The sequence below is a fragment of the Salibacterium qingdaonense genome (assembly GCF_900114715.1).
GTDB classification, from domain to species: domain Bacteria; phylum Bacillota; class Bacilli; order Bacillales; family Marinococcaceae; genus Salibacterium; species Salibacterium qingdaonense.
Map to the genome: position 1 here is coordinate 101,132 of NZ_FOTY01000001.1, position 22,749 is coordinate 123,880.

The 22,749-nt window shown below is 50.1% G+C and carries 23 protein-coding genes; 15 read left to right on the forward strand and 8 right to left on the reverse strand.

Translation table 11 applies throughout. From position 1 onward, the window contains the following. Positions 1–8 precede the first annotated feature (8 nt). On the forward strand, positions 9–902 hold the full coding sequence (locus BM058_RS00460; RefSeq protein WP_090925073.1) for an alpha/beta hydrolase family esterase: 894 nt from the start codon (positions 9–11) through the stop codon (positions 900–902). 55 nt (positions 903–957) lie between these two features. Here the strand turns inward: BM058_RS00460 and BM058_RS00465 are convergent, their stop codons facing one another. From BM058_RS00465 to BM058_RS00485, 5 genes are all read right to left on the reverse strand, one after another. Then, complete coding sequence (locus BM058_RS00465) at positions 958–1,344, reverse strand: 5-carboxymethyl-2-hydroxymuconate Delta-isomerase (protein ID WP_090925074.1); 387 nt, start codon at positions 1,342–1,344, stop codon at positions 958–960. Positions 1,345–1,358: 14 nt separating this feature from the next. Next, on the reverse strand, positions 1,359–2,099 hold the full coding sequence (locus BM058_RS00470) for a fumarylacetoacetate hydrolase family protein (RefSeq protein WP_090925075.1): 741 nt from the start codon (positions 2,097–2,099) through the stop codon (positions 1,359–1,361). Positions 2,100–2,115: 16 nt separating this feature from the next. Beyond that, positions 2,116–2,862, reverse strand: coding sequence for a fumarylacetoacetate hydrolase family protein (locus tag BM058_RS00475; protein ID WP_177195368.1), 747 nt, complete (start codon positions 2,860–2,862; stop codon positions 2,116–2,118). Positions 2,863–2,979: 117 nt separating this feature from the next. Continuing rightward, complete coding sequence (locus BM058_RS00480) at positions 2,980–3,612, reverse strand: GntR family transcriptional regulator (protein ID WP_245736750.1); 633 nt, start codon at positions 3,610–3,612, stop codon at positions 2,980–2,982. 49 nt (positions 3,613–3,661) lie between these two features. Continuing rightward, positions 3,662–4,582: a LysR family transcriptional regulator gene (locus BM058_RS00485; RefSeq protein WP_090925078.1), complete on the reverse strand. Its 921-nt coding sequence runs from the start codon at positions 4,580–4,582 to the stop codon at positions 3,662–3,664. 166 nt (positions 4,583–4,748) lie between these two features. On the opposite strand from BM058_RS00485, the gene hpaE reads away from it, so the two are divergent. The 9 genes from hpaE (at position 4,749) to BM058_RS00525 (ending at position 14,601) form a co-directional block, all read left to right on the forward strand. Continuing rightward, the gene (hpaE, locus tag BM058_RS00490) at positions 4,749–6,269 is read left to right on the forward strand and encodes a 5-carboxymethyl-2-hydroxymuconate semialdehyde dehydrogenase (protein WP_090925079.1); all 1,521 of its coding nucleotides are present in this window, start codon (positions 4,749–4,751) and stop codon (positions 6,267–6,269) included. A 29-nt stretch (positions 6,270–6,298) separates the two neighbouring features. Continuing rightward, on the forward strand, positions 6,299–7,774 hold the full coding sequence (hpaB, locus tag BM058_RS00495; RefSeq protein ID WP_090925080.1) for a 4-hydroxyphenylacetate 3-monooxygenase, oxygenase component: 1,476 nt from the start codon (positions 6,299–6,301) through the stop codon (positions 7,772–7,774). Between the two features lie 12 nt (positions 7,775–7,786). Beyond that, complete coding sequence (gene hpaD / locus BM058_RS00500; protein ID WP_090925270.1) at positions 7,787–8,767, forward strand: 3,4-dihydroxyphenylacetate 2,3-dioxygenase; 981 nt, start codon at positions 7,787–7,789, stop codon at positions 8,765–8,767. Positions 8,768–8,794: 27 nt separating this feature from the next. Next, positions 8,795–10,240, forward strand: a complete 1,446-nt coding sequence (locus BM058_RS00505) for an aldehyde dehydrogenase family protein (protein WP_090925081.1) — start codon at positions 8,795–8,797, stop codon at positions 10,238–10,240. Between the two features lie 12 nt (positions 10,241–10,252). Then, positions 10,253–10,729, forward strand: a complete 477-nt coding sequence (locus tag BM058_RS00510; RefSeq protein WP_090925082.1) for a flavin reductase family protein — start codon at positions 10,253–10,255, stop codon at positions 10,727–10,729. 15 nt (positions 10,730–10,744) lie between these two features. Beyond that, positions 10,745–11,620 (forward strand): FAD synthetase family protein, encoded by an 876-nt coding sequence (locus tag BM058_RS00515; protein WP_090925083.1) that lies wholly within the window; start codon positions 10,745–10,747, stop codon positions 11,618–11,620. Between the two features lie 249 nt (positions 11,621–11,869). Beyond that, entirely contained in the window at positions 11,870–12,790 is a 921-nt protein-coding gene (hpaI, locus tag BM058_RS00520) for a 2,4-dihydroxyhept-2-ene-1,7-dioic acid aldolase (protein WP_090925084.1), read from the forward strand. A gap of 102 nt (positions 12,791–12,892) precedes the next feature. Then, the gene (locus BM058_RS18830) at positions 12,893–12,997 is read left to right on the forward strand and encodes a symporter small accessory protein (protein ID WP_407690155.1); all 105 of its coding nucleotides are present in this window, start codon (positions 12,893–12,895) and stop codon (positions 12,995–12,997) included. A gap of 2 nt (positions 12,998–12,999) precedes the next feature. Beyond that, entirely contained in the window at positions 13,000–14,601 is a 1,602-nt protein-coding gene (locus BM058_RS00525) for a sodium:solute symporter family protein (RefSeq protein ID WP_090925085.1), read from the forward strand. 47 nt (positions 14,602–14,648) lie between these two features. Here the strand turns inward: BM058_RS00525 and BM058_RS00530 are convergent, their stop codons facing one another. The 3 genes from BM058_RS00530 to trhO all read right to left on the reverse strand — a co-directional run bounded on the left by BM058_RS00530 (position 14,649) and on the right by trhO (position 17,015). Beyond that, positions 14,649–15,284, reverse strand: a complete 636-nt coding sequence (locus BM058_RS00530) for an NAD(P)-dependent oxidoreductase (RefSeq protein WP_090925086.1) — start codon at positions 15,282–15,284, stop codon at positions 14,649–14,651. A gap of 69 nt (positions 15,285–15,353) precedes the next feature. Then, on the reverse strand, positions 15,354–15,764 hold the full coding sequence (locus BM058_RS00535) for an Rrf2 family transcriptional regulator (protein WP_090925087.1): 411 nt from the start codon (positions 15,762–15,764) through the stop codon (positions 15,354–15,356). Positions 15,765–16,049: 285 nt separating this feature from the next. Next, positions 16,050–17,015: an oxygen-dependent tRNA uridine(34) hydroxylase TrhO gene (gene trhO / locus BM058_RS00540; RefSeq protein WP_090925088.1), complete on the reverse strand. Its 966-nt coding sequence runs from the start codon at positions 17,013–17,015 to the stop codon at positions 16,050–16,052. A 195-nt stretch (positions 17,016–17,210) separates the two neighbouring features. Here trhO and BM058_RS00545 point away from each other — a divergent pair, with 195 nt between their 5' ends. From BM058_RS00545 to glpK, 5 genes are all read left to right on the forward strand, one after another. Beyond that, positions 17,211–18,617, forward strand: coding sequence for an FAD-binding oxidoreductase (locus BM058_RS00545; RefSeq protein ID WP_090925089.1), 1,407 nt, complete (start codon positions 17,211–17,213; stop codon positions 18,615–18,617). Further along, positions 18,610–18,930 (forward strand): 4Fe-4S dicluster domain-containing protein, encoded by a 321-nt coding sequence (locus tag BM058_RS18780; protein ID WP_322787862.1) that lies wholly within the window; start codon positions 18,610–18,612, stop codon positions 18,928–18,930. The genes BM058_RS00545 and BM058_RS18780 overlap by 8 nt, the downstream gene beginning before the upstream one ends. Positions 18,931–18,978: 48 nt before the next feature. Further along, complete coding sequence (locus tag BM058_RS00550) at positions 18,979–19,914, forward strand: (Fe-S)-binding protein (RefSeq protein ID WP_322787863.1); 936 nt, start codon at positions 18,979–18,981, stop codon at positions 19,912–19,914. Between the two features lie 273 nt (positions 19,915–20,187). Beyond that, positions 20,188–21,018 carry an MIP/aquaporin family protein gene (locus BM058_RS00555; protein WP_090925090.1) on the forward strand — a complete coding sequence of 277 codons (831 nt, stop codon included), beginning with the start codon at positions 20,188–20,190 and terminating at the stop codon, positions 21,016–21,018. 73 nt (positions 21,019–21,091) lie between these two features. Further along, positions 21,092–22,582, forward strand: coding sequence for a glycerol kinase GlpK (glpK, locus tag BM058_RS00560; RefSeq protein WP_090925091.1), 1,491 nt, complete (start codon positions 21,092–21,094; stop codon positions 22,580–22,582). Positions 22,583–22,749 lie beyond the last annotated feature (167 nt).

The window sequence follows — 22,749 nt, forward strand, 5'->3', positions numbered from 1 at the left end:
GTGGGACTATGACAAAGTCATTGGCACAAGAAACGATCATGATACATGGCACGGAGCGGATATACCGTTATTATGTTCCTTCAACGGTGACGACGGATACCCCGGCGCCGCTGATGATCAGTTTTCACGGCGCCGGCAGTGACGCTGCCTATCACAGCAGGTTAACAGGCTTTACCGAAACAGCGGAAGAGGAAGGGTTTATCGTTCTCTTTCCGGAGGCGGTCGAAGCAAAGCCGGGCCGGTCTTTAACAAGACAGTGGAATGAAGGCCGCAAAGGGAGCATGGCATCTGAGGCAGGCATCGAGGATATTCTTTTTACAGAAAAAATTCTGAAACAATGGCAGAAACACTATACGGTGGATACGAATCGAATCTATGCGACCGGATTCTCCAACGGCGCCAGTTTCAGTCTCCGGGCTGCGATTGAACTTCCGGGCACGTTTGCCGGCGTCGGGGCTGTTGCAGGTCCGCTTCCGGAACCACTGCAGCAGCAGGAAACCAACGGTCTTCCGCCGCTTGTGTTTATCATGGGCCGCGAAGATCCAGTCGTCCCGTTTGCCGCTGAAGATGCCAAAGGCGAAGTGGACTATGACATCACCGGACTGCTCGGATCCCGTGCGACAGCGGAATGGTGGACCTACCAGTCGGCTTCTTCGTGGGAGCGGAAAGAAGAACGGCTTGCCCCGCTCTCGCTGCATGATTCGACGCGGGTGGAGCGCGATCTTTATGAAACAGATACCGGTCAGATAGCGGCGGCACTCTATATCATAAAAGGGGGAGGCCATACGTGGCCCGGAGGACTGAAAGTACAGCACCCGGACTTTGGCCGCGTCAGTCAACAGCTCGATGCAGGCCGAACCATCTGGCAGATGCTGCAGTCGATGTCCGGAGCCAGCCGGTAAATGGTTCTATTCAGCGGGTAAACAAGAAAAGCCTGCCGGGAAAAGGCCCGGCAGGTTATTTTTTATACCGTGGATGGATATTGTTTTTCTTATAGGTCCCGCCTTCGCCGAATTCCTGCAGTTCGAGGGAGAGAGCGAGGTACCGTTTCTCAAATAGATCGGAGAAGTGCGTTTCCATCACTTCAAATAATTTCTCAGAGATCATCGTCTTGTCCTCTTTTGAACGGCCGCCGCCGATTTTCAGCATGGCGTGGATGAAGGCATCGTCTTCGGTATCATCGGCAATGACATAGTCGTTCAGCTCGATGGCGCGCGACCGAACGCCCCCGACGGGAAAAAGGTCGGGGTGGGCGGTCAGCACGTCATTGATTTTTTTCAAAAACCCGCGGATGTCGCCGTCTGCTTTCAGGTTATCGGTATATTCCACGATGAAATGCGGCATGAGTGGGTTCCTCCTTATGCGTGGCGGATGTAGTTGGTCAGGGCGCCGATTCCTTCGATTTCAGTGACGACCGTATCGCCTGCGTGCACCTGATCGAGCCCTTCCGGTGTGCCTGTCAGAATGACGTCATTGGGATTCAGGGTCATAAAGCTGCTCAAGTATTCAATCAGATCCGGAATCTTGAAAATCATATCGGCGGTCGTTCCTTCCTGGGTAAGACGGTCGTTGATGTAGGTTTTCAGCGTCAGGTTCATCGGGTCGTAAATATCGTCGCGGTCAACAAACCAGGGGCCGAGCGGGGTGCACGTATCCCGGTTTTTTACGCGCAGGTTGGGACGGTAATAGTTTTCGAGATAATCGCGGATAGCATAATCATTACCGATGGTGTACCCGGCGACATAGTCATAGGCGTCTTCTTTTTTTACATCTTTGGCCGTCCGTCCGATGACAACGCCCAGTTCACACTCGTAGTGCATGTTTTCCGCTTCCTGCGGACGCTTTGTTTCGCCGCGGTGGCCGATAAATGTATTTGGCCCTTTCAGAAAAACAAGCGGTTCCTCGGGAGCTTTAAAGGAAAGCTCTTTGGCGTGGTCGGCGTAGTTCAGACCGAGGGCAAAGGTAGTCTGCGGCTGCACCGGCGGCAGCCATTCCACGTTTTCTTCATTCAAAAGGCGTCCGTCTTCCAGTTTGATACATCCGTTTTCTTCGACGGCATCGTGAAGAACGCCGCCTGCAGCGACTCGTGCTCGTTTCATGATTGTACATCCTCCTTTATTGTATCGTGTTTTCGAGTGTGCCGATCTGTTCAATGGTAACCTGGACGTGATCGCCTTTCTGCACGTGTGGGGGACGGGCCGGCGTACCGGTGAGCAGAACGTCTCCTTCATACAGTGTCATGAATTCTGTGACGTCAGCCAGGAGCCGGGGAATGGAGCGCACCAATCCGGCGGTGGAAGCTTTCTGTTTTGTTTCACTGTTCACCTTTGTTTCGATCGTCAGTTGATCGGGGTCCGGCACATCAGCTTTATCAACAATCCAAGGTCCGACCGGGCAGAATTTATCCCGTGCTTTCTGTTTGATGGGAGGGCGGTGGAAACTCTCGAACGGCAGGCTGATATCATTGGCAGCCGTGAAGCCCTCAATATATTCCCATGCGTCTCCGGGATTCACCTGAACGGCTGTTTTTCCGATTACAATGCCGAGGGATGCTCCTGTCTGAAGCTCATTTTCGTCTGCAGGCATCGGCACCGGGTGCTGGTGTGGATTCAGTGTGTTCACTGGTTTGATGTACAGCACCGGAGCTTCCGGCGGTTTGTTGTACGGTTTTTCGTGAAGAGCATCTCCCAGTTCGTCCAGTTCTTCCCTATAATTCAGGGCCGCGCCGTATACGGTGCCGTTCACCGGAACACGCCATGTCACGTTGTTGTCCGGCAGTCCGCGGACGTCGTTGGTTTCAGGCTGCACGTCCATCGGTACCGGATATATTTTCTCGTTGTAAAGCCCCTTGGCAGTTGCCATATTCTTCACTCCTTTATCAGTAATACGAAAGCGCATTCACTATATAATATATTTAATAATATATGATTTTAAATAAAAACTCAACAGAAAAGGAGCCAACCCCTTCAAGGTTCTCCTTTACGCTCTGTTTTCGTACGCATCCAGTGTGTTGAGTTTGTGCTGCCGTGCAAAGGCTTCGACGGCATCGTTTGTCGGCGGATCTTCGATGAGATCAATCAGCTGATCATGCTCTTCCACCGAATATGGCGCGCGCATTGGAAAATAGGCAAAGCCGGCGCTACGGACTGTATCGAGCTTTTCCCAGGACGCCCGGATGTCTTCGACGAGAAGCTGGTTAGGGCAGTGGGAATAAATCGCAAAATGAAATGATTTGTTCAGTTCACTAAACCGATTCAAGTCATACCGCTGCAGACATTCTTTCATGTCTTCATTGATTGCTTTAATTTCCTCGATATGTTCGTCATTCATGTGACCGATGCTGAGTTTGGTCGCATAACCCTCCAGCACAGCAAGCATTTCAAGCGTCTGCTTATATACTTTCTCATCAATCGACAGTACCAGGGCTCCGGCATTCGGTCTGTATTCAATCAGGTTGTCGGCTTCAAGCCGGCGTATTGCTTCCCGCACCGGGATGTGGCTCGATCCGATTTCTTTGGCGATCTGGTCGAGAATAATGCGCTGGCCGGGGGCATAAGTGCCATCCAGGATTCTGTCTTTTATAACGGTGTACGCATATTTGGTCTTGTTCATCTTCTTTTCCATATTTTTATTATATATTTTTTTATATATTATATCAAACCTAAAGGCGCTTTCCGCCTGCTTTTCCCTCCGGGGAAAAAGACGATGCAAACAAATCGATAAAACGCTGTGCCGCCTTCGTTAGATAGCGGTCCTTATTCCATATAAGAGCAGGATCAGCTGTGATTGAAAAGTCATTGATATTCATCACTCTGATATTTTCATAAGAAAAAGCGTACAAAGTTGATTTTGGAATAATGGTGGCACCGAGTCCGGCGGCAGTGAGTGACAGCAGCATGGAGGCATCCGGACATTCGCAGATGACATTCGGCTCATTGCCGTGGCGCCGGCATTCGTTGACAATCAGCTCAAACTGACCGGCCCCGCTGATACGGTGCAGCAGCATCAGCGGCATCTCTCCGATTTCTTTCATATCCACATTTTTGCGGTGTGCGGCAAATGTATTCCATTCCCCGGGAAGAACGAGAACATAGCGTTCTGATGGCAGCGGCAGCATATGAAACTCTTCCGGATCGACCGGCAGGCGGACGACAGCAAGCTCGATCTCGCGGTTACGGATGCTTTCGGCAAGATAGAACGTATCGCCTTCGCGGAGTTTGAAAATGATGTGGGGATGCCGTTCGCGCATTTGATTCATCTGTTCGGGCAGAAACGAAAAGCAGGACTTATTCGACCCGATCGTCAGGGTGCCGCGGATCCCTTCATCGATTTCCTGCACCTCGGTAACCGTATCTTCGAGCTCATGCATTATTTTCAACGCTTTATGATAGAGAATTTTTCCTGCCTCGGTTAATTCAATGTTGCGTCCGTTTTTCTGAAACAGATCAATGTCCAGTTCTTCTTCCATGTTTTTCAGCTGCTGGCTGAGGGGCGGCTGTGCCATATGAAGACGTTCGGCCGCTTTGGTAACCTGGCCTTCTTCTGCCACGGCACAGAAGTAACGGAGCTGTCTGATATCCATTTCTGCACCTCCTTTTTAAAATGACAGCGCTTTCTTTTATCTATATCATATATGAAAAACGTATAGGTTATCAATATTATTTATATTTTTCATATATACAAGGGCGTGCTATCTTGAAGGTGCAGGTTAATTGAAAGCGCTAACAAAAGAGGAGGTATCCTTTATTATGGCTGATTCACGTTTACAGGATGTCAGTGAAGCAGGAAAACAGGCAATAGAATCGATTTCTGATATTCCATTGTATATCGACGGCACGTTTACGGGTGCTGCGTCCAACGAAACATTTGATAATATTTCTCCTTTTACGAACACAAAAATAAACAGTGTTGCCTCCGGCGGCGGAGAGGATATTGAAAAAGCCGTAAAAGCTGCAAGAAGTGCTTTTAACGGTGAATGGGGCAATCTGAAACTGAAAGAACGGCTGAACTACATTCATAAAATCGCGGATCTGATTGATGAGCATATTGATGAGATCGCACCACTCGAATCTTACGACACCGGGCTTCCGCTCAGCCAGACGAAAAAAATGGTGGCCCGCGCCGCCCAGAACTTCCGTTTTTATGCGGAGATGGTATCGAGCCGGCTGGTTGGGGAGGTTTACCAGGTGGATGATGACTTCATCAACTACACCATCCATAAGCCGGTTGGCATTGCAGGACTGATCACGCCGTGGAACGCACCATTCATGCTCGAAACATGGAAGATTGCACCTGCCCTTGCAACCGGTAACACGATTGTGCTGAAGCCGGCGGAATGGTCGCCGCTCACAGCCAACCGGCTTGCTGAAATCATCGATAAGGCCGAACTTCCGGACGGAGTATTTAACGTCGTGCACGGCTTCGGAGAAACAGCAGGAGCGTCCCTTGTGTCCCATCCGGATGTGGAGCTGATCTCTTTTACCGGTGAAACGACAACCGGCGCGGAAATCATGAAGAACGGTGCCGATTCTCTGAAGCAGTTCTCGATGGAGCTCGGCGGCAAGTCGCCCATTATTGTATTCGATGACGCTGATATTGAACGGGCGTTGGATGCGTGCACGTGGGGCATTTTTTCCTTCAATGGCGAACGCTGCACTGCCAATTCGCGCCTGTACGTTCATGAAAACATTGCCGAGTCGTTCACGAAACGGCTGAAGGAAAGGGTGCATAACATTATCGTCGGTGATCCGATGAAAACCGATACCCAGGTTGGACCGCTTATCCACACGAACCACTATGAAAATGTGAAACAATATCTTGAACTGGCGGAGCAGGAAGGCTGTGAGGTTGTCAGCGGCACTGTACCGGAAGAGATGAAAAGCGGAAACTTCATTGCACCGACGGTTCTTTTGAACGCCGGCAACAGTATGCGTGTCGTACAGGAGGAAGTATTCGGGCCGGTGATTGCCGTCATGACATTCACAGATGAAGAAGAAGTGATTGAAAAAGCGAACGATGTCCGTTACGGCCTGGCCGGTTATGTTTGGACGAAAGATATCCAGCGCGGCCACCGCGTCGCCCAGAAAGTTGATTCCGGTATGCTCTGGGTTAATTCCCAGAACGTCCGCGATCTCCGCACCCCTTTTGGCGGGTCAAAGCACAGCGGCATCGGCCGGGAAGGCGGCCATTATGCCTTTGAATTCTACACCGAAGTTCAGATTATTCATGTCGCGCTGGGAGACCACCACATTCCGCAGTTCGGAAAATAATAGATTCCAATATAAAGGAGGAAACATCAATGCCAGCAAAAACAGGAGCTGAATACAAAGAGAGACTCAGACAGGCAGGGAACAATGTTTATATCCACGGGGAGAGGGTGGACGATCCAACCACACACACAGCTTTTAAAAATGTGATTGACTCCATGGCCCATCTCTATGATCTTCAGTTTGAAAAGCCGGAAAAAATGTTGTATACGTCTCCAACCTCCGGAGAGCAGGTAGGAATGACTTTTTTTCAGCCGAAAACGATTGATGACTTGATCAAGAGAAGAGAAGCCATTCAGGAGTGGGCGAAAACCTCCGGCGGTATGCTCGGCCGTTCCCCGGATTACCTGAACGCTGAAGTGATGGCGATGGGTATTGCGAACGATCTGTTCGCCGAAGATGATCCGATGTTTGCCGAGAATGCGAAAAAATACTATGAATATGCAAGAGAAAATGACATCAGTCTCACCCACACACTGATTCATCCGCAGGTAAACCGGCAGAAAGCCCAAAATGAACAAGATGATGCAAACGTAGCGCTGCACCTTGTGGAAAAACAGGAAGACGGCATTGTTGTAGACGGCGCCAGGCTCCTTGCAACGCAGGGCGGTATCACCGACGAAATTCTTGTCTTCCCATCAACGGTTAAAAAATCCGGGGAGCAGGACGATCCTTACTCCCTTGCTTTTGTAGTGCCGAATAATACAACAGGATTGAAATATATCAGCCGTGAATCCTTTGATTACGGGAGAAACGAATGGGATCATCCATTAAGCAGCCGTTTCGAAGAAGGAGACGCTATCGTATACTTTGATAACGTTTTCGTACCTTGGGAGAGAGTTTTTGTCTGCGGTAATTCATCAATCTGCAACCGCACGTTCACAGAAACCAATGCGGTGGTGCACATGACTCATCAGGTTGTTGCCAAAAACATCGTAAAAACGGAGTTTGTTCTTGGCGTTGTCCTGAAACTCATTGATGCGATCGGTATCGATCAGTTCCAGCATGTGCAGGATAAAGGAACAGAAATCATGCTCACGCTTGAAACAATGAAATCGCACCTTTACCGTGCCGAACACAATGCTTCCCTTGATAAATGGGGAACCATGACACCGGATTTTGATGCACTGAATGCAGCTAGAAACTGGTATCCGAGAATTTATCCACGTCTTGTGGAAATTCTCCGTATTCTCGGAGCATCCGGCCTGATGGGCATTCCGACGGAAGAAGACTTCCATAATGAAGAAATCGGCCATCTTGTAAACCGTGGCCTGCAGGCGAAGAATCTCGAAGGTTATGAAAGAGTGAAACTGTTCCGTCTTGCCTGGGATCTTACCATGAGCGCCTTTGGAAGCCGCCAGATGCATTATGAATATTATTTCTTCGGCGATCCGATCAAGATGGGCATGGCTTATTTCGAGCAGTATGACAAAGAACCTTACAAAAAATATGTGGAAGACTTTTTGGACAGCGTGAAATCGTCCAAACCGGACTTCTCCAACATTTAAGGAGGGATCATGGTGAACTTTGATATTATTCGGTGTGGGCGTGCCGTCCTGCATGTCACTGATCTGGAAAAGTCGAAAGAGTTTTATGACGCTCTTGGTTTTATTGAAACCGAAGCAGACAGCGAAAATATTTTTTTACGAGGGTTGGAGGAGCACAATCACCACAGCCTCTGGTTGAAAAAAAAGGCTGAGCCGGCACTCGAAGTCATCAGCTACAAAGTCCGCTCGGAAGAAGACCTGGATGCCTTGGCAGGCTTCTTTGAATCGCAGCAGCGGCAAGTTATCTGGATGGAAGCCGGATCCCAGAATGCCCTGGGACGTTCCCTCCGGGTGATGGATCCGAACGGCCTGCCGGTAGAGTACTATGCCCGGATGGATACGGCAGAGCGGATGCTTCAGCGCTACGATGTGTATAAAGGCGCCAAAGTCCAGCGTATTGATCATTTTAACTGCATGGTGCCGGATGTAGAAGGAGCGCACAACTATTATATCGATGAACTCGGCTTTGCCTGCTCGGAGTATACGGCCGGAGAAGAGGAACGGATCTGGGCGGCATGGCTGCACCGGAAGCCGAGTGTTCATGATGTGGCATTTATGAATGGACCGGGACCGCGGCTTCATCACGTTGGCTTCTGGTTGAAAGATCCGATGAGCCTGATCGATGGCTGCGATTATCTGGCCGCTAAAGGGTTTGCCCCTGGTATTGAACGCGGTCCGGGACGCCACGGTTTGTCGAATGCTTTTTTCCTCTATCTCCGTGATCCGGATGGACACCGTATTGAGTTGTACAACGGAGACTATCTCACAAGTGACCCGGACTTCAAACCGATCCGCTGGGATCTGAACGACCCTATGCGTCAGACCTTCTGGGGACACGAAGCACCGGACAGCTGGTTTGAAGAAGCCACGGAAGTCCTTGATGTTCATTCAGGCAGAAAGCGCGGTTTGGAGGAACCATTGTTGAAGAAAAGAAAGCCGAATTTTGTAACCTGATGAATAGAAAGGGTGGGATGACCCACGATGCTCAAACATGAAATCCCTGCGTACCAGCTGCTCTTTGTGAATGGGAAATGGAAAAAACCCAAAGAATACAAGGCTTTATATGCTCCTTTTGATCAGAAGGAACTGACAAAGATTCCAGCAGCCGGCGAAGACGAAGCAGAAGATGCCTTACAGGCAGCTGTGGGGGCGAAACGTTCGATGCAGCAGATGGCTGCCCATCAGCGCAGCACCATTCTTTCCAATCTAGCGCATCTGCTGGAAGAAAATAAGGAACGGGCAGCGGAGCTGATTGCTCTTGAGGCAGCAAAACCTATTACGACGGCCAGGGGCGAAGTAGCCCGGACAATCCAGACGTACACGTTTGCTTCCCAGGCAGCCAGTCAGCTGTACGGCGAAACGCTGCCTATGGATGCGGCTCCCGGCGGAGAAAATCGGATTGGTTATACCACGCATGAACCGATTGGCGTTATCGGTGCCATTACTCCGTTTAATTTTCCGATGAATCTCGTCGCCCATAAAGTCGGCCCGGCGATTGCAACGGGAAATACCATCGTGTTAAAGCCGGCGTCCCAGACACCGCTGTCGGCATTCTTCCTGGCGGAGCTGCTGGAAGAAGCAGGGCTTCCTGCTGGAGCATTGAATGTGATGACCGGGAGCGGCCGGGTGATTGGCGATAAGCTTGTCACCGATGAGCGGGTCAGCATGATTACGTTTACCGGCAGTCCGGAAGTTGGAAAGCAGATCCGAGGCCGGGCCGGACTGAAAAAAACAACGCTTGAACTTGGTTCCAACTCTGCCGTCATTGTAGACGAGAATACGGACATGGATCACATTGTACCTCGCTGTGTACAGGGAGCGTTTGCGTTTCAGGGGCAGGTCTGCATATCCCTGCAGCGGATTTATGTTCACGACAATATATTCCGGACATTTGTTGATAAATTCACCGAAGAAACGAAAAAACTGAAAACCGGTGATCCGATGGACGAAGGAACGAATGTATCGGCGATGATTTCACCGGATGATGCCGACCGGGCTCTGTCCTGGATTAGAGAAGCGCAGGACAGCGGAGCCAATGTCGAAACGGGTAATACAAACGAAGGAAACGTCGTGCTGCCGACGGTTTTAACCGGTGTGCCAAGCGATCAGAAAGTATCCTGCGAAGAAGTATTCGCGCCGATCGTACTGATCAACAGCGTGTCGTCGGTGGAAGAAGCCACCGGAGAAGTCAATGATTCCAGATACGGGCTGCAGGCCGGTATCTATACACGGGATATCCAGAAAGCCATGAAAGCGTCCGAACAGCTCGAAGTCGGCGGTGTATTGATCAATGACTTTCCAACCTTCCGTGTCGATCATATGCCGTACGGCGGTGTAAAAGAAAGTGGAACGGGCCGGGAAGGCATCAAGTACGCGGTGGATGAAATGACAGAACTCAAGTTGACTGTCATCAATAATAATTTTTAACGAGGTGATAACATGGATGATCGTATGTTCAAGACAGCGATGGGAAAATTCGCTACAGGAGTGACCGTTATTACAACGGAATTCGATGATCAAGTGCGCGGTATGACAGCAAACGCTTTTATGTCAGTGTCTATTGACCCAAAACTTGTATTGATATCTGTTGCCAATAAGGCTAGAATGCTTGATTGGATCAAACAATCCGGCCATTTTGCGGTGAATATTCTATCAGAAAGCCAGCAGGATAAATCCATGATATTTGCCGGACAGCTGCAAGACCGGGAAGTAGAATTTGAACGATTTGAAGGACTTCCTGTCATTGAAGACTCTTTGGTAACTCTGGCCTGCGATGTGTATGAAACCCACCTGGCCGGTGACCACACTCTATTTGTCGGAGCCGTGAAAAATCTTCAGCTGCAGGACAGACAGCCTCTTACTATTTATGAAGGAAAATATAAGGACGTCAGCGATAAAGCAGCAACCGAAGTTTAAACGGGAGGGATCATCATGAGAACCATTCATGTGCAGCATCCAATAAAGAAAACCATACAGGATAACAGCGAACCGTGTGTGATGGCATTAGGATTTTTTGACGGAGTGCATCTGGGGCATCAGGAAATCATCAAAACAGCTAAAACTATCGCAGATCAGAAAAATCTGAAACTCGCTGTTATGACCTTTTTTCCTCATCCAAGTACGGTTATCAAAAAAGGCAATCAGATTACCCGCTATATTACGCCGCTCTCCGTAAAGGAAAGGATGTTTGAAAAGCTGGGTGTCGATTTGCTCTACGTTACAGCTTTTGATATGAACGTGGCTGCAGTGCCGCACAAAGAGTTTGTTGATGATTACCTGCACGGCCTGAAATGCCGCCATGCAGTCGCCGGCTTTGATTACACGTACGGATTCAAGGGCAAAGGCAATATGGCGCAGCTGAATCTTGATGCAGACGGCCGTTTCGGGGTGACGACAGTGGAAAAACTGGAGAAATATCATCAGAAGGTCAGCTCCACTCTCCTCCGTCAGCTGATTACTACCGGGCGGGTTGAGCATATCCCGAGCTACCTCGGCAGCCGCTATGAAATACAGGGAATTCTCTGCCGGCAAGGGCATCAGTACCGGATCTATATCGATAATGACTATCTTCTGCCGTCACCAGGTTCCTATGAAGTCACACTTAAGAGCGGCACACTGATTACGAAAGGGATGTGTGAAGTGAAATCCGGCGGTGCCCCTGGAGAACTGACCCTGCATACCTTCTATGATCTGCCGTTTGATGATGACACGCCGGTGCAGATGCTATGGGAAAACTTTATTGCGGATTACGACATGGATGCGTTCCACGCCCAGCTTCCGTTTGATGAACTGGAATTGAGTATGTAAGTGTGATTTATTATGCCCTTTATGGCAAAATACGGGGAATAAATATACAGAAGGCAGCACTTAAATTTTCGTAAGAATCAAAACGAATTCCCGATAAAAGATAATATCGGAATTGTTGCTGCTGAAGTTGCAGGGTGCGTTTGGGGTTCAACTCACACCGAAGTATTTTCTAACTTGAAATCATATATTAAATTATATGCAATAAAACCACCATTAAAATGAAAGCGATTTTATGTAGGAGGTATCGTTATGGTTGCGAACTATGAAGAGGTAAAGTCCAGGCTGCGCGGCTCGATGGCCCCGGTCATCACACCGTTCACCAAAAATCACGATGTCGATTACGAGAAACTGGCGGAGCTGATCGAATTTCAGATAGACAACGGGAGCCACGCCATTTCAGTTACCGGGACGTCCGGAGAACCGAGCTCTCTCTCAGTGGAAGAGCGGGAAAAAGTGATGGAGACAGCGGTGAAAACAGTCAACGGCCGTGTGCCTGTTGCTCCCGGTACAGGATCAACCAATCACGCCGAAACGATGCGGCTGACGAAAAGCGCAGAGGAAATGGGCGCGGACGCAGCTCTTGTGATTGTGCCGTATTACAACAAACCGAATCAGGAAGCACTATTCAAACATTTTAAGACGGTTGCCGATTCGGTGGAGATTCCGGTTATCATTTACAATATCCCTGGGCGGACGGCGCAGAACCTGCAGGTGTCGACTCTGGCGCGGCTGAATGACGCGTGCCCGAATATCATCGGAGTGAAGGAATCCAACAAAGACTTTGAGCATGTGAACCGGGTGCTTCTCAACTGCGGCAGAGACTTCCTGCTGTTCTCGGGGATTGAACTGCTCTGCTATCCGATGCTTGCGATCGGAGGCACCGGCTCTATCAGTGCCACGGCAAACGTCCTGCCGTCGAAAGTGGCGGAACTGCACGATGCCTGGTTTGACGGTGACGTGGAAAGGGCACAGGAACTTCATTATGACCTGATGCCGTTGAATGATGTGCTCTTTAAAGATACGAACCCGGCGCCGGTTAAATCAGCGCTCGGCATGATGGGTAAAATAGAACCAGAGCTGCGTCTTCCGATGGATGTTCCTTCAAAAGACCTGCAGCAGGAAATCTATGAGACATTAAAGCAGTATAATATTAAAGCACAATATGCATAAACCGTACATGCAGGGGAAATGACCATTTCTCCTGCTGTTCTCCCTTATTTTGAAAACGTTTTATAAAAGGGATAAATAGAAAGGAGCAAGCTCATGTTTGGAATGGAAAGCATAGCCGCATTGTCCGGGTGGCTTGCAACGATATTATCAGCTGTTTTCTGTATTATTTACGGTTTGGTGAATTGGAATAAGGGGGGAGGTGAATAAGAATGGAGCTGTCTATTTTTATTCCAATTTTAATTCTGTACTTGGTTATCATGAGCTGCCTTGCCTATTATGGATACCACAAGACAGTAACTGAAGCAGATTATTTAATAGCCGGAGGCAATATCAACCCTGTTGTAATGGCGCTTTCTTACGGAGCAACGTTCATCAGTACATCTTCTCTCATTGGATTCGGTGGAACGTCAGCAACATTCGGCTTCGGACTTTTATGGTTATCCGCCCTCAATATCATTTTTGGTGTATTTGCTGCGTTCGCTATCTATGGTACCAGAATCCGCAGCCGGGCCAAGCAGCTCAATGTCTTCACGTTTCCGTCTCTGTTAGGGGGCATGTATAAATCCAGATTTGTGACAATTTTTGCAGGAACTATGATATTTATATTTATGCCGGCCTATACGAGTATTGTGTTAATCGGCGGCGGCCGGTTCATACAGGAAACGATGGGGATTAATTATAATCTGGGTCTGCTTCTGATTGCGGCTATTGTAACCGTCTACGTGTTAAGCGGCGGACTTCGGGCTGTGATGTATACCGACGCGTTTGCCGCCGTTATCATGGTTGTGATGGCTTCAGTATTATTATTTGTTACTTATCAGCAGGCCGGAGGAGTGATTGACGGTCACCGCGCTTTATCTTCCATGGAAAACCTGGTACCTTCAGCGCTTGTAGAGCAGGGTCATCAGGGATGGACATCTATGCCTGCTATTGGATCGCCGCAATGGTGGACATTGGTAAGCACACTCATTATGGGAGTCGGTATTGGTGTGCTGGCCCAGCCTCAACTGGCGATGCGTTCCATGACGGTAAGCAGTGACCGATCCTTATATCGCTCAATTGCTGTTGGAGGCGTTGTCATTTTCTTTCTGGCAGGGGGAGCCTATATGGTAGGTCCTCTCAGTAATATCATTTTTCAGGATATTGAAGGAGTCCTTGCTATGGAAGCGGCAGGAGGAAATACGGATCTGGTAATCCCTATACTGATTAACGAAATTATGCCGGACTGGTTTATTTACCTTTTCACATTAACGGCCATTTCGGCAGCACTCTCAACGGTCAGTTCCCTGATTCATGTCCAAGCCGCCTCTTTGAGTGAAGATATTTTGAAAAAGCTGAATATCACCGCTGTGTTCAACGGCAAAATCAGCATGTCCCGTCTTGGCGTATTGATTGGTATGACAGCGGCGATTTCGCTTGCCTACGTGCTTCCGGGCGGTGTGATCGCCCAGGCAACTGCCTTCTGGTTCGGCATCTGTGCCGCTGTCTTCCTGCCGGCTCTGACCGGTGGTTTGTTTTGGAAAAAGGCATCCAAAGCCGGTGCTGAAGCAAGCATTGTCGTTGGATTTCTGGCAAGTACGAGCGGTTTTCTGTTTTTCCATGCCAAAGAGGCTTCTGCTATCGGATTATCGGAAGCGGTTTTCGGAAAAACGACGCTGCTTCCTTTTCCAATGACACACATTGATCCATTGTTTTATGCGTTCCCTCTCTCGGCATTAACCTTTATTGTCGTCAGCCTGATAACTTCTGAAAAGAAGGCAGGGAAGGTGGACATGGAAGGAAAAGTGGAGCAGGTAGAGGCTAATCAATAAAAAAGAAACGGAGCTGCAGGTTATGTGAAACCCGGCTCCGTTTTTTATTAGGATTTTTCTCCGATGACAGTATAACGCTCATTCTCGTGTTCTTTGTTTTCAAGTTCATCGAGAACGGCGATGGCGTAGTCGGCGTAGCTGATGTAGCTGTTACCTTCGGAGTTGGTGATCATATGGTCTTTGCCCACCTGGTACGTGCCGGTGCGCGCACCCTCTGCATCAAATTCCACGGCCGGGCTGAGGAACGTCCAGTTCAGATGTTGTGCGTTCTGGAGTTTGGAGAGGGCTTCGGCCATGCCGCCCGCCATTGGTTTGATCGCATCCGGGAAATCCGGGGTATCGATAACCTGTGTGGTCTTGCCTTCGTCGACGTACAGGCTGGCTGCACCTCCGACCACAAACAGACGGGTACTGGTTCCCTGCAGGGCGTTTGTCAGGACATCGGCCGCATCGATATGAGGCTGTCCCTGGTCGGGAGTTGTGCCGAATGCATTAACGACAACGTCAAAGCCGGACAGATCTTCCTGTGTCAGGTTGAAGAGGTCCTTTTCGATAACAGGAACATCGTGCTCAAGCTTGGAACGGCTGCGTATAATCGCCGTAACGTCGTGGCCGCGCTGTTGTGCTTCTTTTAAAATAAGATCTCCGGATTTTCCTGTTGCTCCGATAATACCGATATTCATGGGAATCCCTCCTGTATGAAATGATTTTGTAACTGATTCTGTTACAGGATCGGCACGGAAAAACACCTTTCAGGCAAAAAGGTGCTCCATGGTATCTGCGAGTGTCTGCCGGGCGAGCTCATCTTTCATCGCCTGCTCCGCGCGTTCAAAATGTGTATCCAGAGTGTCCTGTATGTTGCGGCCGACCTGGCAGTCCGGATTCGGTGTGTTATGAATGGAAAACAGGTCTTCCCCGGCAAAGACGGCGTCATACACATCGAGCAGCGTAATCTCAACCGGCGCTTTCGTAAGGACGGCTCCTGCTGTTCCGGGAGATGACGTGACAATGCCCGCTTTGCGGAGCATGCCGGTCAGGCGCCGGATGACGACGGGGTTGGTCTGCACGCTTCCTGCGATGTACTCAGACGTCAGCCGGTCACGCGGGTGAGACGCCAGCAGGGATAAGATATGGATGGCCACACTGAGACGGCTGTTAATCATGATGTATCCCGCTCCTGTAACAAGATTGGTTACAAATCTACTTTTACTGTAACCGGACTTGGATACGAATGTCAATGAATGGACGGATAACGAAGATGCTTTGGCTGATAATCCTTCTTATTTGGCGGATAAATGAAGAGATTCAGCGGATAAGTTCCTGGTTGGCGGATATTGTCCCAACTTTGACGGATAAACAGAACAATTTCGCCGATAAATGAGTACATTTGACGGATACCACCCTTTATCCAAAAAAACTGCCCGCAAAAGGGCAGTTTCAACAACCATCTATACTCTCTGTTTCAGACTTTCCCCAATCTCGTTCAACCGCTCTTCCCACTCCTCTTGATTCATGGAATGTTCGACGATGTAGCGGTTCTCCGGATCGACGCGGCACTCAGGCGAGCAGCCGCGCAGGTATTTGTGCTCGTTTTCTTCTGAGCAGAGAATCTGGTCATTGCACTCCGGAGACGCGCAGTTGACGTAGCGTTCGCACGGTTCGCCGTCAAAGTGGTCGCGGCCGACGACGACGTGTTCTTCCTGGTTGATCGGCACGCTGATTCGTTCATCGAAGACGTAGCACTGGCCGTCCCAGAGTTTTCCCTGTACTTCTTCATCTTTGCCGTACGACACGATGCCGCCGTGAAGCTGGTTCACGTTCTCAAAGCCTTTGTTTTTCAGCCAGCCGGAGAACTTCTCGCAGCGGATGCCGCCGGTGCAGTACGTAAGGATTTCTTTGCCTTCGAGCTCTTCTTTGTGCTCTTCAATCCAATCCGGCAGTTCCCGGAAGGCATTGATATCCGGACGGATGGCGCCGCGGAAATGACCGAGATCATATTCGTAGTCGTTGCGGGCATCAATGATGATCGTGTTCTCCTGATGCATTTTTTCGTAGAACTCTTTCGGGCTTAAGTAATTGCCGGTGAGTTCATTCGGGTCGATGTCTTCTTCGAGACGGAAGGAGACAATTTCGTCGCGGTGGCGTACGTGCATCTTCTTAAAGGCGTGGCCGTCCGACTCGTCGATTTTGAATTCAATGTCGGAGAAGCGCGGGTCTTTCCGCAGATCCTCCATATATTGAGTGGTCTGTTCCACCGTTCCGGACACTGTGCCGTTCAATCCTTCGTGGGCCACGAGAATCCGTCCGCGCAGACCGAGTTCTTTGCAGTAGTCAAGATGTTCGATCGAAAACGTTTCCGGGTCGTCGATGGGAACATACTTGTAGTAAAGCAGAACCTGATAATTATTTTCCATTTTCATCACCTATTTGTTTTATATTTGCAAGATATAAACGCGTATAGGCTTATACGGGTTTCTTACAATAGTCTATTGTAAATACAAACGCCCTCGTTTCGCAACCCTTTTCGCACCCTTACAAGTCCCGCACCGCATTTTCAGCCTGTCCGGGAAGGTTTATAATAAAAAGAAAAGCAGAAAGAAGGGCCCGTTATGCAGAAGTGGTTGGAAGAGCTGAAGGACAGTCTTCCGGAAAAACAGATTATGACGGATACGGCCGACCGGTTCAGCTATAGTTTTGACGCGTCTTTCGGCGAATACCTGCCGGAAGCAGTAGTGCAGGTGAAAACGACAGAAGAAACCGTGCATGTGATGAAAACGGCGAACGCCCACGGGGTGCCGGTAACCCCGCGGGGACAGTCCACCAGTCTGAGCGGCGGGCCGCTTCCCGTAAAAGGCGGGATCGTGCTTGACATGGCGCAGTGGCCGGAAAAAATAGACGTCACGCCTGATGACTTGATTGCAGTCGTCTCGCCGAGTGTGCTGACTGCCGACATCGATAAAACGGTGCAGGAGTACGGCCTGATGTACCCGCCCGACCCAAGCAGTGCCCATGTGTGCACGATCGGCGGCAATCTGGCGGAGAATTCCGGCGGTCCGCGCGGGCTGAAGTACGGTGTCACGAAGGATTACGTTATCGGTCTGGAGGTTGTGACACCGGAAGGAGAGGTGGTGAAAACCGGCGGCCGGACGATCAAAAACGTTACCGGGTTCGACTTGACGAAATTGATTGTCGGATGTGAGGGAACGCTTGGTGTGATAACGGAAGCGGTCGTGAAACTGGTGCCGAAGCCGCCTGCGGTACAGACGCTGATGGCGGTGTTTGATGACGTGGAAACCGCCGGACAGGCCATTTCCAAAACGCTCACCTCCGGAATCCTGCCGTCCAAGATGGAATTTGTCGATCAGGCGTGCATCCAGGCAGTGGAACAGTACAAGCCTATCGGTCTGCCTGTGGAAGCGGCGGCGGTGCTGATCATCGAACTCGACGGCCATCCCGAAGCGATATCGATCGAAACCGGACAGGTGGAGCGTATCATGCAGGATCTCGGCGCAACGGACACCCGGATTCCGGACACGCAGGAGGCCGCGGCTGAAATCTGGCAGGCGAGAAAGTTGGTGTCACCGGCGATTGCAACAATTAAGCCGACAAAAGTGGCAGAGGATGCAACCGTCCCGCGCAGCCAGATCGCACCGATGATGAGGCGTCTCCAGGCCATTAGGGAGAAATATCATGTTGATCTTGTTGTGTTCGGCCATGCCGGAGACGGCAACCTCCATCCGGACGTGATGTGTGATAAACGGGACCAGGAAGAAATGGAGCGGGTGGAGCGTGCCGTGGCCGAAATTTTTGAAGCCGCGATTGACCTCGGCGGCACTCTTTCCGGAGAGCATGGTATCGGCACGATGAAATCTGCGTTCATGGAACAGGAACTCGGCGCAGCCGGCGTGGATATGATGAAACGGATTAAAGAAGCCTGGGATCCGAACAACATCCTCAATCCGGGCAAAATTTTCCCTGAACAGGGACAGACAAGGTTGGTGCTGCGTGATGAGTAATGGAACATCGCTTAAAGACGCACTTGCTTATGACAAGACCTTTGACTGTGTGCAGTGCGGCTACTGTCTGCCCGCCTGTCCGACCTATGAAACAATGGAAAAGGAAACCCATTCGCCGCGCGGCCGGATTAATTTAATCAAAATGGCGGCTGAGGGCAAGGCATCCCTCGATGACTTGAAAGAGCCGATTGAAAAATGTCTCGGCTGCATGGCCTGTACGACGGTGTGTCCGACGGACGTGCAGTACGGGGACCTTCTGGAAGCGGCGAAAGAAACGCTGGAAAAGCATGAGACCAAAACGAAAACGCAGTAGAAAACGGAAGATTTTCTGTTCGGTTCGTTTTTTCCTTCGGCGTCCTGGATGAACCGTCTCGGACAGGCGGCCTGGTTGTATCAGGCTTCCGGTATGCAAAAAGCCGCCCGCGTGCTTCGCTTAACGTCGATGGCCCCGCTGCATCTCGGGGAATTTGAGCAGGTTGTTCCGGCCCAGCCGTCTCCGAAGCAAAGAAAAGCACGGAGCCGGCGGGTGAAGCCGGATGGTGTACCAGTGGCCAGGGTGGCTTTTTTTACCGGCTGTGTGATGGACAGTGTGTTTTTTGAAACCAATCAGAATACGGTGGAACTTCTGCGGTTGTCCGGGGCGGAGGTCATACTGCCTGAGAATCAAACGTGCTGCGGGGCGCTTCATGCTCACGCCGGCAAAACCGACATGGCAAAAGAGCAGGCAGCCGCCAATATTCAGGCGTTCGAAGAAGAGGACGTGGATTATATCGTCAACAATGCCGGAGGCTGCGGCGCAAGATTGATCGAATATGATCATATGTTTGAAGAAGGAACAGAGTGGCATGACAGGGCACTTGCCTTTACAGCGAAAGTAAAGGATATTTCGGAAGTGCTCGTTGAACTCGATGGACTGGACTTTTCAAAAGAAGTTTCCAAGACCATAACGTACCAGCCGTCCTGTCACATGACGAATGTGCAGCGCGTGACAACCCCTCCCCGTCAGTTGATGGAAAGCATTCCCGGTCTGACGCTCAAGGAAATGAATAATCCGGACTTTTGCTGCGGTTCGGCCGGCATCTATAATATTGTAAATTATGATGATGCGATGGACATTCTCGATGTGAAAATGGACGACGTAAAGAAGACGGCGCCGGAATGCATCGTCACCACGAACCCGGGATGTCTGCTGCAGATGAAGCTCGGTGTCGAGCGCGAAGGGCAGGGACGGAATATGGAGGCGGTTCATTTGGTGGATCTTCTAATGGAGGCAGCACCGCTCCCCCGCCGAAAATAGTGCAAGGAAGCGTTTTCCTGAAATGCAAGGATTATCATTTTTGTGAAAAAATAAAACGCATGACCGTTGACGACGTTTTCAGATAGTTGTAAAGTAATGGCAGGTTAATAACGTGATGGAGACTATGAGACTCACACCGGCTTTTGGATGCACGGGAGACGTGTATATTGTATCTAAAAGGGCTAGGTGTGATTTTTTTTGTTGGATGTGTCAATAGTTGTCTGTTATATGAATATATTAACCGCTATCATATTGAAGCAGGAGGGAATATATATGTCTCCCTTTCTTGGCGAACTGCTTGGGACGATGATTCTCGTTATTTTAGGGTGCGGCGTAGTAGCCGGCGTCACATTGCGTGGCTCCAAGTCGGAAGGTGCGGATTGGATCGTTGTATCGATAGGCTGGGGACTGGGCGTTGCCATGGGTGTGTACGCTGTCGGGAGTTTCACCGGCGCTCACATTAATCCGGCCGTAACCATTGGTTTTGCGGCGGCCGGCACGTTTCCGTGGGCGGACGTTCCGGTTTATATCGCAGGACAGATGGTCGGAGCGGTCCTTGGTGCCTGCGTTGTGTATTTTCATTATCTCGCTCACTGGAGCAAAACTGAAGACAAGGGAGCAAAACTCGGGGTGTTCGCGACAGACCCCGCGATACGGAATTACCCGGCTAACCTTGTCAGTGAGATTATCGGCACATTTATTCTTGTGCTCGGGCTGCAGTTCATCGGCGCAAATGAGTTCACAGAGGGGTTGAACCCCCTTATTACAGGGCTGTTGATCGCAGCTATCGGCATTTCGCTTGGCGGCCCTACAGGCTATGCGATTAACCCGGCGCGGGATCTCGGACCGAGAATTGCGCACGCGTTTCTGCCTATTCCGGGCAAAGGTCCTTCCGACTGGGCGTACGCATGGATTCCCATTGTCGGACCTATCATTGGAGGGGTCTACGGCGGTGTGTTTCACCAAGCCTTTTTCGTTGGGAATGTAACGCCGGTGTTCTGGATATTCACTGTTATCGTAGCTGCAGCACTCGTCCATGCGTTCATGAACGATGTCCAGGGAACCAAGCAGACGATGCAGCCAGGTCAAAATCATCAGGCATAATAAAACAGAACGGTCGCAAGACACATAGTATCTATTTTACAATGAAACTATCACTAAAAAGAGGTGTTTTTCGATGGAAAAGTATATGTTGGCTTTGGACCAGGGGACAACAAGTTCAAGAGCGATTTTCTTCAATGAATCAGGAGAAATTGTAAAAACGGCGCAGAAAGAATTTACACAGTATTTTCCTCATCCCGGATGGGTCGAACATGATGCATCAGAAATATGGGGAGGTATTCTGGCGGTCATTGCTACCGCTCTCACAGAAGCCGATATCGATCCGAAGCAGATTGCAGGGATCGGTATCACCAATCAGCGTGAAACAACCGTTATCTGGGACAAGCATACAGGAAAGCCGATCTATAACGCAGTCGTATGGCAGTCCCGCCAGACCGAACATATCTGCCGCGAACTCCGCGATCAGAACCTGAACGAAACGTTCCGGAATAAAACCGGACTGCTTCTCGATCCGTATTTTTCCGGTACGAAAGTGAAATGGATTCTGGATAATGTGGAAGGCGCCCGCGAAAGAGCGGAGAACGGTGACCTGCTGTTTGGCACCATTGACACATGGCTGATCTGGAAGCTTTCCGGCGGTCAGGCGCACGTTACCGATTATTCCAACGCCTCCAGAACGTTGATGTACAACATTCACGAACTTCAGTGGGACGATGAATTGCTTGATATTCTCGGCGTTCCGAAGTCCATGCTTCCTGAAGTTCACCCTTCATCGGAAGTTTACGCCAATACCGTCGATCATCACTTTTTCGGCCAGAGTGTTCCGATTGCCGGCGCAGCCGGAGATCAGCATGCCGCATTATTCGGGCAGGCCTGCTTCGAAAAAGGTATGGCCAAAAATACGTACGGCACCGGCTGCTTTATGCTCATGAATACCGGAGAAGAAGCGATTCAGTCGGACAACGGACTACTTACCACCCTGGCCTGGGGCCTTGACGGCAAAGTGGAATATGCGCTTGAGGGAAGCATTTTCGTCGCTGGTTCTGCGATTCAGTGGCTCCGTGACGGGCTCAACATGCTGAATGATGCTTCCGAATCCGAAGGGCTTGCCCAGAAAGTGGACTCCACGGAAGGGGCGTATGTTGTGCCGGCATTTGTCGGGCTGGGCACACCGTACTGGGATTCCGATGTCCGCGGCGCTGTGTTTGGCTTGACCCGCGGTACAGAGAAAGAACACTTTGTCCGTGCCACACTGGAATCCCTCGGCTATCAGACAAAAGACGTGCTGAATGCGATGGAAGAAGACGCTGGAATCGAAGTAAGCACCTTGCGGGTTGACGGCGGTGCGGTGAAAAATGACTTTCTTATGCAGTTCTTGAGTGACATTCTGGATATTCCGGTGGAACGTCCGGAAGTAAATGAAACGACTGCCCTTGGTGCTGCCTACCTTGCCGGGCTTGCAGTCGGTTACTGGGACAGCCGCGACGACATAGCGAAAAACTGGAAAGTCGATGAAAGAACCGAACCCGAAATGGATGACAGCCAGCGCGAAAACCTTTATAATGGATGGCAGAAAGCAGTAAAAGCAGCACAGGCTTTTAAATAACGGCACAAGTTAATAAATGGTTGGAGCTCATGAGAAACCGGAAAACCCTTTTTTCAAACAACGAGAAAAGGGATTTTCCGGTTTTTTTAATGGATCCGTAATCGGTGGTTTGGGAAAGAATTCCTGCGGAAAGAAGAACAGAATCAGCGTTTATTCATCTATCATCA